General features: G+C 49.2%; 12 protein-coding genes. 2 read left to right on the top strand and 10 right to left on the bottom strand.

Annotation, left to right across the window (positions count from 1 at the left end; translation table 11 throughout):
* Positions 1-13: 13 nt before the first annotated feature.
* The 9 genes from ACFQ3W_RS04360 to ACFQ3W_RS04320 all read right to left on the bottom strand — a co-directional run bounded on the left by ACFQ3W_RS04360 (position 14) and on the right by ACFQ3W_RS04320 (position 12,487).
* Complete coding sequence (locus tag ACFQ3W_RS04360; RefSeq protein ID WP_379316985.1) at positions 14-955, bottom strand: nucleoside hydrolase; 942 nt, start codon at positions 953-955, stop codon at positions 14-16.
* Between the two features lie 38 nt (positions 956-993).
* A complete protein-coding gene (locus ACFQ3W_RS04355) occupies positions 994-1,944 on the bottom strand; it encodes an ABC transporter permease (RefSeq protein WP_379316983.1) in 951 nt (316 codons plus the stop codon).
* Entirely contained in the window at positions 1,934-3,022 is a 1,089-nt protein-coding gene (locus ACFQ3W_RS04350) for an ABC transporter permease (RefSeq protein ID WP_379316981.1), read from the bottom strand. Before ACFQ3W_RS04350 ends, ACFQ3W_RS04355 begins: the two co-directional genes overlap by 11 nt.
* Positions 3,019-4,566, bottom strand: a complete 1,548-nt coding sequence (locus tag ACFQ3W_RS04345) for an ABC transporter ATP-binding protein (RefSeq protein WP_379316979.1) — start codon at positions 4,564-4,566, stop codon at positions 3,019-3,021. The genes ACFQ3W_RS04350 and ACFQ3W_RS04345 overlap by 4 nt, the downstream gene beginning before the upstream one ends.
* A gap of 86 nt (positions 4,567-4,652) precedes the next feature.
* On the bottom strand, positions 4,653-5,717 hold the full coding sequence (locus ACFQ3W_RS04340) for a BMP family lipoprotein (RefSeq protein WP_379316977.1): 1,065 nt from the start codon (positions 5,715-5,717) through the stop codon (positions 4,653-4,655).
* Between the two features lie 39 nt (positions 5,718-5,756).
* Positions 5,757-6,686: a ribokinase gene (gene rbsK, locus ACFQ3W_RS04335; protein ID WP_379316975.1), complete on the bottom strand. Its 930-nt coding sequence runs from the start codon at positions 6,684-6,686 to the stop codon at positions 5,757-5,759.
* The gene (locus tag ACFQ3W_RS04330) at positions 6,683-7,687 is read right to left on the bottom strand and encodes a LacI family DNA-binding transcriptional regulator (protein ID WP_379316973.1); all 1,005 of its coding nucleotides are present in this window, start codon (positions 7,685-7,687) and stop codon (positions 6,683-6,685) included. Before ACFQ3W_RS04330 ends, rbsK begins: the two co-directional genes overlap by 4 nt.
* A gap of 222 nt (positions 7,688-7,909) precedes the next feature.
* Positions 7,910-11,479 (bottom strand): EAL domain-containing protein, encoded by a 3,570-nt coding sequence (locus tag ACFQ3W_RS04325; protein WP_379316971.1) that lies wholly within the window; start codon positions 11,477-11,479, stop codon positions 7,910-7,912.
* 198 nt (positions 11,480-11,677) lie between these two features.
* The gene (locus ACFQ3W_RS04320; RefSeq protein ID WP_379316969.1) at positions 11,678-12,487 is read right to left on the bottom strand and encodes a formate/nitrite transporter family protein; all 810 of its coding nucleotides are present in this window, start codon (positions 12,485-12,487) and stop codon (positions 11,678-11,680) included.
* A 247-nt stretch (positions 12,488-12,734) separates the two neighbouring features.
* On the opposite strand from ACFQ3W_RS04320, the gene ACFQ3W_RS04315 reads away from it, so the two are divergent.
* Positions 12,735-12,893 carry a hypothetical protein gene (locus ACFQ3W_RS04315; RefSeq protein WP_379316967.1) on the top strand — a complete coding sequence of 53 codons (159 nt, stop codon included), beginning with the start codon at positions 12,735-12,737 and terminating at the stop codon, positions 12,891-12,893.
* A 399-nt stretch (positions 12,894-13,292) separates the two neighbouring features.
* On the opposite strand, the gene ACFQ3W_RS04310 is transcribed toward ACFQ3W_RS04315, so the two are convergent.
* Entirely contained in the window at positions 13,293-14,774 is a 1,482-nt protein-coding gene (locus tag ACFQ3W_RS04310; protein ID WP_379316965.1) for a glutamate synthase subunit beta, read from the bottom strand.
* 505 nt (positions 14,775-15,279) lie between these two features.
* On the opposite strand from ACFQ3W_RS04310, the gene ACFQ3W_RS04305 reads away from it, so the two are divergent.
* On the top strand, positions 15,280-17,025 hold the full coding sequence (locus ACFQ3W_RS04305) for an EAL domain-containing protein (protein WP_379316963.1): 1,746 nt from the start codon (positions 15,280-15,282) through the stop codon (positions 17,023-17,025).
* Positions 17,026-17,036: the final 11 nt, after the last annotated feature.

Raw genomic sequence — 17,036 nt, 5'->3', positions numbered from 1 at the left:
TCCCCCCTCCTTCTTATGAAAAGTGCTGCAATGCAGCCGTCACCATATTCCAGAACTTGGCGTGATCCAGCTTCATCGCCACATTAACATTAGGTTCACGACCGGTTACGCCGCCCACGTCGACCACGGTCATGCCGTAGGTCAGCTCGCCTCTCGTCTCGATATCGACCCGCAGCTTGCGGGTTTCCACCACCGATGGATCGATGCAGTAAGCAACGCTACACACGTCATGCACCGGCGGATGCTCGAAGCCGAACACTTCCAAATAGGTTTTGCGGAAAAAGACCAACAGCTCGCTGACAAACTTCCCTGCCGGATTGTCGATTTGAGCAATACGATCCGCCACCTCGTACGTTGCCAAGGCCTGGTGCGTCAGATCAAGCCCCATCATCGTAATCGGCACGCCGCTCTCGAAGACGACCTTGGCCGCTTCGGCATCGACAAAAATATTGAATTCAGCGGCCGGCGTCCAGTTGCCGAACGTTCCTCCGCCCATCAGGACGATCTCCTGAATTTTCGGCAGAATGGCCGGCTCGCGCCGCATCGCCATCGCAATATTCGTTAAAGGTCCTACCGGAACCAGGGTGATGTCTCCGTCGGATTCAAGCAACTTACGAATGATAAAATCAACCGCATGCTCGTTTTCAACCTGACGTGTAGGCTCCGGCAGCACCGGACCGTCCATCCCGGAATCGCCGTGAATATCCGCTGCGGTCTCGCGTTTGCGGACCATCGGCTGCCCGCAGCCTTTCATGACCGGTACATCGTGAATGCCGGCGATTTCACACACTTTTAGCGCATTTCTTGTCGTTTTCTCCACTTCTGCGTTCCCGGCTACCGTCGTAATACCGACCAGCTCGATCTGCGGTGTGCCGGCAGCCAGCAAAATGGCAATGGCATCGTCATGCCCAGGATCGCAATCAATGATGATTTTTCGCTTTAGCGTTTCGCTCATCGCTCCATCTCTTCTTTCACTGTGTTATAGGCTCTGTATTATTTGGCGGACGCCGTTCCTAAGCTATCGGTTTGTTTGCCATGTCTGCGAATCGCATATACGACAAGGGCCAGAATTGTGACGACGTAAGGCAGAATTTGTACGAACTGGCTTGGAACCGGGCTGTTCGGTATCGTCTGCAGTAGCGTTTCCAAGGCTTTGGCCAGACCGAAAATGAGCGAACCGACCAGAATCCCTACCGGGTTGCGATTGCCAAGCAAAACGACAGCCAATGCCAGGAAGCCAGTACCGGCGGTCATGTCCTTAACGAACATGCTCGTCATACCCATGGACATGAAGGCGCCGGCCAAGCCGACGAACACGCCGCTCCAGGCGAGGGACGAATATTGCAGGCGTTTGACTGGAATCCCCAGCGATCTTGCAGATTGCGGGGCTTCGCCGATCGCCCGCAGATGCACCCCGTAAGGCGTACGATACAGCATGTAGAAGCAGAAGACGACGGATAGAAGCCCGATCCATACCATAAGGCTGTGGCCGCTCAGCAGCTTGCCCAGGAAGGGAATATCCTCGATGAACGGGATATTTATAGTCGGAATTTTATCCAGGTGCTCCGGATTGTAGCTACCAGTCACATTGAAGATTTTGTTCATCAAAAATACGGTCACCCCAGAGCCGAACGTATTAATGGCAAACCCGGTAATAATGACGTCGACACCCAGCCGCAAATGGAAGAATGCCATCACGTATGAGAGCGCTACGCAGATCAAGACGCCGCACAATACACCGATAAACCAGCTCCCTGTGGCCGAGCCGACCGCAATCGACGAAAACGCCGCAACCAGCATCTGACCTTCCAAACCGATATTCGTTACACCGGTCACATCGGAGATCAAACCTCCGAGCGCCGCAAGCAGAATCGGGGTCATCGACCGGAGCAGGACTACCACGATCGTCAAGTCGGCGATTTGAGCCCATAGATTAGACCACATCTGCCTTCACCCCTTCGCTTGTGTTCTTCTTCGATTGCTTGAGAATCGCCCGCTGTTTCAAATAGTTGAAGACGGCTTGCGCAGATACGAACAAGACGAGCAAACACTGGATAATAACCGCGAGTTCACGTGACACATCGCTTTCCGCCTGCATCACTTGACCACCTACCTGCAAGTAGGCATAGAAGAAAGCGGATAACACAACGCCGAGCGGGTTGTTGCGAGCTAGTAATGCAATAATAATTCCATCAAAACCAAGGTTTATAGAAAAGCTGTCTTTATAAGTGCCGTGAATCCCCATCAGCTCTACGATCCCGCCCAATCCGGCGAGCGCGCCGCTGATCATAACGCTGTATACAATGATTTTCTTCGTATTAATGCCGCCATACTTGGCGAAGGTGTCGTTTTTCCCTACGAGGCGCATTTCGTAACCAAGACGCGTTTTATACATCAGCAGGTAAATGATTACCGTAGCGATAATGGCAATGAAAATTCCGTAGTGAACCGGGAAGGAGCCCGATATTTTCGGAAGCAGCAGGTCTTTATCAAAAAATTTCATCCGCGCAAAGCCGCCGCTCTTCGGATCCTTAAATACATTGTTAACGAGATAAGAAGTCATAATGATGGCCACATAGTTCAGCATCAGCGTCGTCACGACTTCATTGGCATTCCATTTGGCTTTCAAATAGCCTGGAATAGCGCCGAACAAAGCGCCACCAGCCAATGCAGCGGCCAGAATGACCGGAATATGAATCCATGGGCTGAGTCCCGGAATGTAAACCGCAGCCAGCGCCCCTACAAAACCGCCGACATACAGTTGGCCTTCCGCCCCCATACTGAACACGTTGGTCTGGAAGACGACCGCCAGGGAAAGTCCGGTAAAGATCAGCGGGGTTGCTTTATTAATGATGGTACTGATGTTGAAGGGGCTGGAAAACGGGCCGAGCAAGAACGATGAAATCGCATTGATCGGCTCATCACTGACTAGGAGGATGATCGCGAACCCGCACAACACTGCGAGAACAACTGATCCAATAATCCCGACCAGGTCCAAATACAAGAACCGTTTATTATTCATTGTGATGCCGCCTCCTGCTTCGCTTTCTTGATGCCCAGCATGTAATAGCCGATTTCCTGCTCCGTCAAATCCGGCGTATTATCAAGCACGGCCACCAGTTCGCCGTTATAGAGCACCCCAATCCGGTCACTCAAGCTCATAATTTCGGACAGCTCTGCGGAAACCAGCAGAACGGCTGCCCCCTGATCCCGTTTCTTGATGATCTCGCGGTGTATGAACTCAATCGCACCGATATCGACGCCGCGAGTCGGCTGAGAAGCGATAAGGAGCTTCGGGTTTTTCGCCAGCTCGCGTGCAATGACGACCTTCTGCAGGTTCCCGCCTGACAGAGAGCCAGCCAAGGTTTCGCCGCTATCGGCCCGTACGTCAAAGGTTTTCATCAGCACCTGGGCAAATTCCTTAAGCCGTTTATGCTTCATAAAAGGACCGAAACGAAACTCGGGATGATCATAAACATCAAGGATCAGATTTTCTTCAATTGTAGATGTGAGACAGGCCCCTGTTGTCTGCCGGTCCTCCGGAATATGTCCGATCTTTAAATTCCGGATTTCCCCAATGCTTTTACCGATAATATTTTCGTTAAAATAAAGAATTTCGCCCCCGGTTGCCTTTCTCATTCCGGTGATCACTTCCACAAGCTCGCGCTGACCATTGCCTTCAACGCCGGCGATTCCGAAAATTTCTCCGCCATGGACTTTTAAGGAAACATCCTTCAGCATGGCGACGCCTTTGTCATCGACTGCGTTAACATGGTTAAGCTCCAGCACCATATCCCGCAGCACCTGTTCCTGCTTCTCTACACGGAACAGAACATCGCGCCCTACCATCAAACGCGAGATTTCCTCCTGACTGGTGTCCTTGGTCTCCAGCGTTTGAATCGTCTTACCGGCTTTCAGCACCGTAATCCGGTCGGAAATCTCCATCACTTCACGCAATTTATGGGTAATGAAGATGATGGTATACTTTTGCTCCACGAGTGTTTTTAAAGAATCAAACAATTCATCCGTTTCCTGCGGAGTGAGCACCGCGGTCGGTTCATCCAGAATGATCAGCTTGGCGCCGCGAAACAGCACCTTTAAAATTTCCACACGCTGCTTCTGGCCGACGGAGATCGATTCGACTACCGCCTTCGGATCCAATTTCAGCCCGAAATCCTTGATCAATTGATTGATGTCCTCAAGCTCCTTATTCCGGTCGCGGAACATATGCAAAGGCCCTTTTCGCGGTTCATCGCCGAGCACGATATTTTCGGAAACCGTAAGCGAAGGAGCGAGCATAAAGTGCTGATGCACCATGCCGAGTCCGTGCTGAATCGCATCGCGCGGTCCATGAAATTGAACCGGCTCTCCTTTATAGTAAATCTCCCCCTGCGTCGGAGCCTCGAGGCCGAACAAAATCTTCATGAGCGTCGATTTGCCTGCACCGTTCTCTCCGACAAGAGCATGAATTTCTCCTTCCCGAACCTCCAGATTAACGCCCCGATTGGCTATGGTGCCGTTCGGATACGTCTTGTGAATGTCTCGCATTTCTAATAAAACCGTCATCAATCCTGCACCCCCGAATGTTGGAGTATCAAAAATAGGGGAGGAGCGAAAGCGAGCGCCCCTCCCGCTTTGTCGTAAAATTCAGCTTACTCCAGGGTAGATTTTACTTTAATTTCGCCGGATTTTAATTTTTGCGTAATTTGTTCCATGTTGTCGCGAATCGTTTGCGGAACGTATTTATTGTAGTTGTCGTCCTCTGCCAAGCCTACGCCGCCTTCCTTAACGCCCAGCACTTCTAGCTGACCAAATGGAAGCTTATTGTCTTTGAACATCTGCAAGGCACGGACGGTTGAAGTATCCAGGTTTTTCATCATGGAACTCAGAACGCTTCCTGGATACAGACCGTTTTGGTTGCTATCGACGCCGATGGTGTAAAGTCCTTTTTCATTCCCGGCTTCCAGCACGCCAAGTCCGGCAGCTGCAGCTACTTGGTACACAATATCCGCTTTTTGCGAATTGTATTGCGCAAGCGCTAATTCTTTTGCTTTTGGAGCATCTGCAAAGTTACCGATATAGGAGCTCACAACCTTGATGTCTTTGTCTACGTATTGAGCGCCTTGCTCATAGCCCGATTTAAAGTCATTGATAATCGGAATATCTTGACCGCCAACGAAACCGATAACTTTATCCGGGTTGGAGGCTTTCAGCTCCGTGCTGGTCGTCACATAGGCGGCAAAGGCACCAGCCAGGAACGAGCCTTCGCTTTGCGAGTAAGTCATGGAGTACACGTTAGGCATATCTTTGATCGCATCATCGAAGAAGATAAATTTTTGATCCGGATATTTCTGAGCCAAGTCTTTGACGATTTCCGTCATTTGGCTAGTGCCTACCAGAATAACATCGTATTTCTTGCTGGAGATCATCGATTCAAGCCCAGCAGCCCAGTCCCCCTGGTTCGTACCGCCTTCAATCGTTTTCGCTTCAAATCCGAGGTCGGAAACCGCCTGGTCTACCCCGCGTTTCACGGAGTCGAAGAACGATTTATCGCCCAAGGTAGCGTTTACATAATAGCCGACGGAGAGCTTTTTCCCCGCGCCGTCTCCGCTGCTTCCGGCATTTTTATCCGAGTTTCCTCCGCCGCAGGCTGGCAGAATGGCCATTACCGCTGCAAGACAAATCGACAAAATCCATTTACCCATACCTTTTTTCATTGAGAAAAGCCCCCTATAAATGATGGATTTTATACAGCTCTACTCTTGTGTCGATTCCTTGATGAATTGCTCGGTTTCTGCTAAATCCGGCATTGCCGACTGGGCACCTGAACGAGTCACCGCTAGAGCCCCCACCGCATTGGCGAATTGGGCCGCCGCCCACAAATCCTTACCTCCGACAAGTGCTGTCGCAAGCGCTCCGGCAAAAGCGTCACCCGCCGCAGTCGTATCCACGACTTTCACCTGAAAGCCAGGGATATTGAACGCCCGATTCGCATTTGTTACGACTACCCCTTGACCACCCAGTTTGGAGAATACCGTATCAACCCCCTTTCGCAAAAGTTCAACGCTAGCCGTTTTGGCGGTCCGTATATCAGATACCAATGTTCCGGTCAATTGAGAAATTTCGTTTTCGTTCGGGACGATATACTTGACCTTGGCCAGCAGCTCATCTGGCAGCGGACCGGCCGGCGCAGGGTCTAAAATGACCGGAACACCATGCTTGTCCGCAAGTGTAACCGCTTCCATAATCGATTCGAGCGGTACCTCTAATTGCACCATCACCATCTTAGCTTTGGAAATCGTCTCTTCGTGCTGTCTTATAAAATCCGGTGTCACCCGGGAATTAGCTCCGGGAGCCACGACGATACTGTTGTCGCCATCCTTGTCTACGGTAATAAAAGCTACACCGGTGGCCTCATCGGAAACTCGCCCGATTAAAGAGGTATCCACGCCGGCCTGCTGCAAATTGGCCAGTAATTGATCGGCAAACATATCGTCTCCTACCCGTCCAATTAGAGCTACTGAAGCGCCGAGCTTTCCGGCGGCATACGCCTGGTTGGCTCCTTTTCCCCCCGGGCTCATAAAAAAGTGGCTACCCAGCAGAGTTTCCCCGCGCTCCGGTCTCCGGTCAACTTGTACCACCATATCCATGTTCAAGCTGCCTATAACCACAATGTCTGAACTCATGTCCTTGGGTCCTCCCCGTTCATTGATTCTCTTTGTATGAACTTGTGCTCCACTACCACGTTCCTAGCCTCCGAGGTCTTCACCCCTCTCATACGTTCTACCAGCAGTTCCACTGCGGTAACGCCGATTTGATAAGCCGGCACAGAGATGGTGCTTAGTGTCGGATTGCTCATCTGGGCGAATAAAATATCGTCACAGCCTACCACCGCGATATCTCCCGGAACGTTTAGACCCCGGTTATGTATCGCATTCATCGCCCCAAGCGCGATCAGGTCATTAGCGGCAAAAACCGCCGAAGGCTTGGTTTCAGCTAAGATTGAATCCATTAATTGGTAACCGGCTTCATAAGTGAAGCTTCCAATCCGTACGAAGGACTCCAGACCATGTTCATGCATGGCATCCGAATAAGCTTGCTTCCGCATTTCCGCGGATTGCACCAGGCTGGGTCCAGCCAGATGACAGATGCGGGTATGGCCCTGCTCAATCAAGCGAGTTACGGCTTCGTACGATGCTTTGTAATTGTCGATCGACACCGTATCGAAGGGAGAGCCTTGAATTAAACGGTCGCACAGCACAAACGGAATTTGCAGCTCCTGCAGCTCGTTCACTTTGTCTTCACCAAGAATGGAGGAGATCAAGATAATCCCGCCTACCTGTTGGTGAACCATCTTCTGAATATACTCCTGTTCAATTTTTGGATCATTATCCGTGTTGCTGATGAACAGCGTATACCCGAGTCGATGCGCCGCATCCTCAATCCCTCTGGCCAGAACGGGAAAGTATGGATTCGTAATATCAGGCAAAATGAGGCCCAGCGTGCTGGAAGTGCTGCTTGCTAGACTTCGGGCGATGGCACTGGGATGATAACCAAGCTCCTCTATGGCCGCATAGACCCGTTCCCGGATTTCATTATTCACTTTTGGATTGTTATTGATGACCCGGGACACCGTTGCTTTGGAAACACCGGCATGTTTAGCTACATCGAGAATTGTTGGTTTCATCGGTTCAGTCCTTCTATTTACGTTTCTGAGAAACCGGTTTCTCAAACTCATAAAAAAAAGAAATCGGTTTCTTGGCCTTAATATAACACTCTCTAAAATAACAATCAATAGGTTTTTAGAAAAATATTCCGCATTCACAAATCACAGCAGCAGGCATCCTTCGGAGGATAGCCTGCTGCTGGTTGAACGCGTCTATTTCGTTTTAAGGTTAAGGCTTCGCGATCAAACTAGATCTTCGCTAGGGAGCTTGTCTTCTTTCACCGGATATTTTCGTCCGCTCCGAACCAGTTCCAGGGCTTCTAGTTCAGGTAGCGGCTTGCTAAATAGATAGCCTTGAACGAGATCGCACTTAGCTCGTTTTACATGCTGCAGCTGCAGCTCCGTCTCAACACCTTCGGCCACGACCCTCATTCCCAGTTTGCGTCCGATCATAACGATCGTTCTGGCTAGATTTCGGTTATCCTCCTGCTCAGGCACATGCTCAATGAACGACTTGTCCACTTTGAGCGTCGTAATCGGCATATTTTTTAATGATCCCAGGGAGGAATACCCCGTTCCAAAGTCATCGAGCGCAATTTGTATACCTTTGGATTTCAGCAAATCCAGCTTAGAAATAACAAGATGGAATGATTCCATGATCATCGATTCGGTAATTTCCAGTTCCAATTGCTCGGGATTTAGTCCACTCTTCTCCAATATGCGAAGCACAGAATCGACAAAACCGTCCTCCAGCAGTTGCACCACTGAAATATTTACCGCCATTTTATAATCACCGTATCCCTCATCCTGTAGACGTTTAGCAAACATGCAGGATTGGGCCAGAACCCATTCGCCGATCGGCACGATCAAGCGGCTGTCCTCAGCGATCTTGATAAAAGAAAGCGGCGATACCATTCCCCGCTCCGGGCTATTCCACCGAATCAACGCCTCGAAGCCATAGATGCATCCGTTCCGCAATCGTATCTGCGGCTGATAAAATACCATAAATTCGTTGCGTTCCAAAGCCTTGCGCAAATATTTTTCCATGTTTACGCGCTCGCTGAAAGCCTGAAGAAATGCAGGATCAAATATGATATACTTCCCTTTTCCTTCTTCTTTAGCTGCATACATGGCGACGTCGGCATTTTTCAAGATTTCCTCAGGGCTTGCCCCGTCTCCAGGGTAAAAGGATACTCCTACGCTGATCGAGATATGCAGTTCGTTTTCTTGAACTCGAAATGGCGTCTTGAAGCTCCCCAGCAGTCTATCTGCCAAAGCAATGACCTTGTCTCTGTTCTCGACATCTTTCAGCAGAATGACAAACTCATCCCCTCCCAGCCGGAACAGCATCCCTTCGTGACCAATTACGGAGGTTAATCTTGAACTGGCGTCCTTCAGAATGCCGTCTCCGATTTTATGCCCAAGTGTATCATTGACGAATTTGAAATTATCCACATCAATAAAGCAAAGAGCCCCTCTAGCACCAGGCTGGGTAAAGATCGTCTCCATTTCCTCCAATAAGTACCGCCTATTCGGTAAATCGCACAGCGCGTCGTGGTAAGCCAAATGCTGCAGGCGCCCCTGATATAGCTTCAATTCGTGGTTATCAGCGATGGAACCGGCCATTCGGTTAGGCATACCGTTCTCATCAAGCAAGGCCTTACCCCGTCCGATAAACCAGCGGTAGCCACCGCTCTGGTGCCGCAGCCGGTATTCGCACTGAAACAGCTCTTTGCGCTTCATCCGTACCGCCTCCAACTCCTCCTCAAACCTAGTGAAATCATCGGCATGAACCAGCTGCTTCATGCTGCCGCTAAAGCTTCGCTCCTCCTCCGGATAACCGAGCAGCTCATACCAGCGTGGGGAATAGTACCATGAGTCATGGATGAGATCCACCTCCCAGGTTCCGCCGTTTGACGCCTCGGTGACAAGTCTGTACCGTTCCTCGCTTCTTCTCAGCTTTTCCTGATGTTCCAGCACGCGGTCGTAGTTTTCCTTCAGCTCCGCTTGAGTGGCGTTAAGCTCGGCACAAATTTGTTCCAGCTCCTTGTTGCTCTCCTCCAATCTGAGCTCATACTGCTTCCGATCCGTTACATCGATCATCGAACCCGCAAACTGCTCCACTTTGCCTGAAGCATCTCTGCGCAGCTTGCCACGAGCCTGGATCCAAAGATATTCGCCGTCCCTTTTTCTCACTCGGTATTCGCATTCATACACCGGCGTCTTCCCCTGAAGGTAGTCGATTCGCCGCTGCTCCATAAGGTCCTGGTCATCGGGGTGAACCAGAACTTTCCAGTCACCAAAAGTGTTGTCCGACTCCTCCCGGGTATAACCAAGGAGCTCGTACAGCCGGTCAGATATAAAATATCGCCCTGTCGAGGGGTGAGTATCCCAGATCGCCGCACCTGAGCCCAATGTGGCAAGACGGAAGCGCTCCTCGCTAATGCGCAGCTTACCCTGATTGGCCACCAGTTCGTCAAATTGACGAAGCTGTTCCTCCTGCGTGGCTGAGAGCTGCTCGTAAGTGGCCTCCAGTTCCTGATAGCTTGCCTGCAGCTTGTTCTCGTATTGCTTGCGTTCCTCGATATCGACCCCAGTCATGACAAAAACATCCGGAGCCCCAGTTAAGTCAAAGATGACTGAGGTTCTAAATAAAAAAGCCTTGGTTTGCTTTTGCCCACTACAGGTAAGATGTACTTCAAGATTATCTACGAATTGTCCGTTGAAGGCCTGATCCAGTAGAGAAATTAGTTCACTATATTGATCATTTAGCAGCTTAAATCCGTTGTAAGCTGTTCCAACCGCTTCAGTCTCCGGAACTCCGGTCACCTTTTCCGCGTAGTGGTTAAACCTGACCGTCGCTTTATCCCGGTTTACGGCCCAGATGAACAGATTGGTATGGTCCAGCACTTCTCTGGAAAATTCACGTTCCCCATAAATCGTTTTTCTTAATCGGTTAATATATAGCTTGAGGAGCAGCATCGTTACGGAAACGAGCAGCAGCGCCACGGTACCAAAATAAATTAAGCGCTTTCTATTTGAATGCTGGTAGTACTCGGAATGCTTGAAAAAATACTTTTGATATAAGTCCTCATATGTACCGCTATCCTGAAGCGCATCAATTCTGTGGTTAATAAAATCTACGAGCCATTGATCTTGCTTGCTTACCCCGTAGGCGACGTCTTCAGGGTACAGGTTGGGCAGCATCTTATGGATTTCTCCGGTTAGATCCTGCTTGACAATAAGATAGTCCACGACATCCTGGTTCTCAAAAAGAAGCGCTATTTCTCCGTTTCTCAAAGCGTGAAGCCCCGCCTCCACGGTACGGTAGGTCCGATATTTGTGAATACCGGACTCCCTCTTAAGCAGCGCCTCGGTATATTGATTCGCCGCAACGCCGACGGAATAATTTTTTAGCGTTTCCATCGTAACCTTATCTCTAAACCATTTATTCGCATAAACAGCTGTATAGGTAACGGTAACCGGTTTGGAGTAGAGTATATCCTTCTTCCGGTCCTTATCCACCGCCATGAGGCCGACCGTATCCAACGTGCCCTTCTTCAACTTCTCATAAGCATGTTGCCAGTCGGTTGCGGCATACGATAGCGAATAATTTTTATCCGCAAAAATAAGGTTCGTCAGCTCCAGATCAAATCCCGTAGGGAATCCGTTCTGCCAAAACTTATAGGGAGGATAGTCCAATTCTGTCTCGTACCGAATATCCCGCGGCTCCGCATCGGCAGCAGGTATCCATAGCCCCAACGCGAGCGCAAACACGACAATAGCCATCAACGTCTTCATGATCCGCTTCATCTGTGATACACCCTTTACGCCTTAGAATAGTGATATAAATTGAAGTATTAGGCTTGGTTAACCGCATATTTTGTCTCATCTTAGCATAGGTGGCCCTTTACCCAATAGGACAAATTACGCAGGAATGTTTAACTTATAAATTCTTTAATAAGAAAAAACGGCCCTCCCTGTCTTAGGAAGGACCGCAAAAGGTTTGTTTTATTGTTTTTGATCCAAACGCTGGTTATCGAGCGCATCCAAAAATGGCTTGTTCGCAAAATGATACATGAAGCCCATCAGAATGACCCCGCCAACCAAATTGCCTAGCGTAACGGGGATTAGGTTATGTATCACTCCGTAAAACGAAATCGTTCCGGGGTGATTAAGCACGAGGGCAATGGCAAATGTACACATATTGGCGATGCTATGCTCGTAACCTGAAATGAAGAAGCAGAATACAAATAGCATCATTGCAAACATTTTGGCCCCATCGCCCTGCAGCGACATGGGGATAAAAAAGGCTAAACAAACGAGCCAGTTACAAAGAATTGCCCTAAAGAAAAGCTCAGTCGTCGAGGTGGCCATCTTATGTTCGACTACACTGAGCAGAAAACTGTTAACCGACGGATCGGTAAACAACCCGGTAAGAAAGATCAGCAGCGCGAAAACGGCAGCGCCGATAATGTTGCCAACGTAACTCAATACCCAAAGCCTGATCACCTCGGGCCATTTGAGTTTTTTTCTTAGGGCCGCAAAAGTGTAATAAAATGTATTCCCGGTAAATAAGTCCCCTCCGCCGTAAGCGATCAGAATGATAGCCGCACCAAATGTGATGGCGGCCATCGGATACGTCAGCGGCGAGTGCTCTAAATAGAAAAAGTTGCCGGTCTTGAAGGCAACGATAACTCCAAAGCCGATAAACATGCTCGCCAGCATAGCTCTGGCAATGTAGCGAATCTGGCTTTGACGGAAAATTTTGTACTTTTTAAGTGCCAGTTCTTCAACCTTTAGTAACGATTCTGTCTCCATATTTCCTCCCGTGTATTATTTCTCCTCATTTTCCATATATCTTGTCCGATGTCAAGGTAAGCCATCCCCGAATCGGTAACTTTATTAAAATTTTAGGTTGCCGGGCCATTCATATTTACAACGATCCACCAAATGTGCATAATAAGAATTAAATATATGATAATGATTATCATTATTGATTGTAGAGGTTAACTATTTTATTGTACCGCATTCTGTCGGAAATTAGCTAGATGAGGAGATAAAGCTTATGAGATTATCCGCCCGGAGAAAAACCTCCTTGGAAATTGATGATTATTTGGATCTGCTTAATCTCGCAGCACGTCTTGGAGACGCCAAGTGGCAAAAGGAGATTATCGGCAAGCTGGAGGGACTTTTAGCTGAACTGGCTGATGTCCAGCAGCAGTAGAGCATAATAACCAGAGGGCCCAATCCGCGTGCACTCGTAAAAATATTGTTCCCCTCGCAATAAAACCGCTGGAGAAGGTTGTTCTCCAGCGGTTTTTTATAGCTGAATATTCAAGGGATGTCACAGATTGCGTTATGCAATCTAAAACCCAGTTGTGCATTGCTGAGTCAGTCTAAGGAACCTAATAAGCCTTATTTTCTGGATTTGGCGAGCTCCGTCAGGCTAACGAACTCAGTAGTACTTATTGATGATAAAATAGCCATTTTGACCTCTTCAATAGCTAAATAAGAATGCTGAGGTTCGTTAGCTTGCGAAATCTACTGTTTTCGCTGCAATAGTGCTTACTGGATTCGTTAGAGTACGGTAAGGTACTATTTGGCACCATTCAACCCGCAGCCCTTATGGCAAAACGGAGCTCCCCATCAAATAGCGATCTACTTCACGGGCTGCCTGACGGCCTTCCTGGATCGCCCATACGACCAGGCTCTGGCCTCTGCGCATGTCACCAGCTGCAAATACACCTTCCACATTCGTGGTGAATTGTCCAAACTCGGCCTTTACATTGGAGCGTTCATCGCGTTCTAAGCCAAGCTGCTCCGGCAAGCGGTTCTCCGGACCAGTGAATCCTAATGCTAGCAGCACCAAATCAGCCGGAATCACCTGCTCGCTGCCTGGCACCTCCACAGGGGTTAAGCGCCCGCCAACTTGCTGCCATTCCACCTTAACGGTTTCAATTTCCGTGATATGGCCTTCCGCGTTGCCAACAAAACGTTTGGTAGACGTTTCAAATTGCCGGGGATCCTTGCCGTATAAGCTTGCGGCTTCAACTTGACCGTAATCGGTCTTCAGCACCTTCGGCCATTCCGGCCACGGATTGTTAGACTGCCGAGTCAGCGGAAGCTTCGGCATAATTTCCAGCTGCGTTACACTGCGGCAGCCTTGACGAATAGCCGTTGCTACGCAGTCCGTACCGGTATCCCCGCCGCCGATAACTACTACGTCCTTGTCTTTGGCCGATAAATATTGGCCATCCTGCAGCTCTGAATCAAGCAGGCTTTTCGTGTTGCGGGATAAGAACTCCATCGCCTGATGAATACCAGCGAGTTCCCGGCCCTCGGCCTTAAGATCCCGGGCCTGTGTTGCGCCGCCGCACAGGACAACCGCATCAAACTGTGCTTGCAAATCAGCGACAGGAATGTCTTTACCGATTTCGCAGCCAGTTACGAAGGTGATTCCCTCCGCTGCCAGCAGATCAACACGGCGCTGCACTTTGGCTTTATCCAGCTTCATGTTAGGAATGCCGTACATTAAAAGACCGCCAATCCGATCGGCACGTTCATAGACAGTCACCTCATGACCGGCCTTGTTAAGCTGATCGGCACAAGCGAGCCCTGCCGGTCCGGAGCCGACGACAGCAACCTTACGTCCGCTGCGGCTCACTGGGGGGCGAGGTGTAATCCAGCCCTCGGAGAAACCTCTATCAACAATCGCCTTTTCGATGCTTTTGATCGTGACTGGTGATCCGCTCTTTCCAACCGTACAGGAGCCTTCGCATGGAGCTGGACATACTCGTCCGGTAAATTCCGGGAAGTTATTTGTTTTTTGCAGCCGCTTCAATGCTTCCTTCCAGCTCCCGCGGTATACGAGATCATTAAATTCCGGAATGAGGTTGTGCAAAGGGCACCCCGAAGCCATACCGGATAGAAGTCGTCCTACATGACAGAAAGGTGTTCCGCAGTCCATACAACGGGCACCCTGCGTTCTTAGCTTCTCTTCATCCATGGGAACCGTAAATTCTTTCCACGAATTAATTCTTTCCTGTGGATCGATCTCTCCCGGAATCTCACGTTCATATTCTAAAAAACCTGTAGCTTTCCCCATTTCCATCCCCCTGTTCTTATCTAACCCATTGTTCCTTGAGCGACACTCTATTGCGCTATTACTATAAAGCGGTAAAATAAGCGAATGCGCCTACCCGCTATTTCAGAATCTGCCCTAAACCCGAGATGGCAGAACAAGTACGACATTCACGACATCACAGCAACGACTTTAAATAAAGTTATGGTATCATTAAGTCCCCCGTCATACGAATGAGGTAGATCACTTTAGCTCGAAATTTGAAAAAAATTGACCGTTCAGGTTCAACTTGCGCTTTCAGAATACGTCAATTTTTTGCTATATCGCACATTTCGCGTCTAAAGTAGGCAGAACCTCGAATTTCGTATAAAGCTGTCTACTTTTCGGCACATTTTGCCAAGAAATCGATTGATTTCCGAAGGTACCCACATGTATGATGTGGTTATGAGTGTAAAGACGTACTCCCGTATACCGGACATCGTCAGGGTTACTAACTTCAATAACGGTTAATTTCGAGGAGGCCATACCCGTGGAAGACCAGGATGTTACTCATTCGAACCTTGAATCAATCATCAATGCCTCTGCATTACTGCATTCCATCGATATGATGGGCGTAGGACTGGCGATAACCGATCCTCATTTAAAGGACAATCCCCTGGTCTACGTCAATAAAGGATTTGAGAAAATTACCGGCTACACCCGCGAAGAGGTATTAATGCGGAATCCCCGGTTTCTTCAAGGTGAGGAGACCAATAAGGGCCATCTGAAGGTCATCCATCAAGCGATTCTGGAAGGACGGACTGCCACCGTAACCATTAGAAATTACAAAAAAGATGGCAGTGCTTTTTGGAACCAGTTTATCATTAGTCCCATTATGGATAATGAGGGACAGCCGATCTATTTTATCGGCCTTCAGTTCGATGTCACCCAGGAGGTTGAAGAGCGTAACGCCTCCTCTGAACAAATTCGCCAGCTATCCAATTTTGATCCCGTGACCGGATTGCTAAATATGAATCGTTTTCGGGAACTCATGCACGCCGAGCTAAGCACTACGGAAGCAGAGAAGAAAACCGCTGCGGTGCTGCGCGTAAATTTAGACCGTTTCCGTTACATTAACGAAAGCTATGGAGAAAGCGCCGGAAATGAGCTATTGGGCATGGTAGCTGAAAGACTGCGCCGTTCCTTTTCCGAAAGCACGCCGATATGCCGCAGCTTTGCCGATGAATTTATTGTTTTATTATCCGGTATTTCGGATCCCCTGCTTATACATACAACTGCGGTTGAGCTCCACGACACTTTAAAGCTACCCTATGTTCTATCCGGTGAAGAGCTTCAAATCGGCTTCGGGATGGGCATCAGCATTTATCCGGACGACGGACCGGACGAAACCCAACTGCTAAAGCATGCTGAACTGGCCTTGAAGGAAGCCAAGGCGGAAGCGTTAAATGGCCCTCACTATTTCGATTACTATTTGATGGACAAATTGCTTGAACGCGTCACTATCGAGAAGAAGATGGCACGTGCGCTCGCCGAAGGACAATTTGAGCTGCATTACCAGCCTAAGGTAGATTCTTTATCCGTGACTCTAACCGGGTATGAAGCTCTGCTTCGGTGGAAGGATCCAGTTCAGGGAAATATACCTCCGAACACATTTATCCCGATTGCCGAGGATACGGGGTTTATTGTTGAGCTTGGGGAGTGGGTGATGTGGGAAGCATGCCGAGCCAATAAAAGATGGCAAGACGCCGGCCTACCAAAGCTTCCGATCTCGGTAAACGTTTCGGCCATTCAGTTTAGACATCCGAATTTCCTTCGTACCGTTGAGAAGGTGCTTGCCAAGACGGGTCTGGAGCCAAGATACCTTGAGCTGGAAGTAACGGAATCACTTCTGAACAATCCCGTGCTTATTAAGGAGACGCTTGTTGAGCTGCAGGATCGCGGAATCTCCCTATCCGTCGATGACTTTGGAACCGGGTATTCATCCATTAATTATTTAAAGTCACTGCCCTTGCAGGTGCTAAAAATTGACCGAGCGTTTATACAGGAGACTCCCTCCTCCGTTCGGGACAGCTCTCTTCTTCAATCGATCATTCACTTGGGGAAATCGCTTGGTATGACAGTTCTCGCAGAAGGCGTAGAGACGAAGGAGCAATTTGAATTTCTGCAGCAGATCGGCTGCGACCAAGTTCAAGGCTATTATTACAGCCGACCTCTGGATGAAACGGCGATGCAGAAGTTGCTGGAATCCTGGAGAGAGCAGTTGCTGAGCAAATAGCATGCAGATGT

The organism is Paenibacillus puldeungensis (assembly GCF_042678945.1).
In the GTDB taxonomy this organism is placed as follows: Bacteria; Bacillota; Bacilli; order Paenibacillales; family Paenibacillaceae; genus Fontibacillus; species Fontibacillus puldeungensis.
This window is presented reverse-complemented; position numbering and strand designations above follow the sequence as displayed.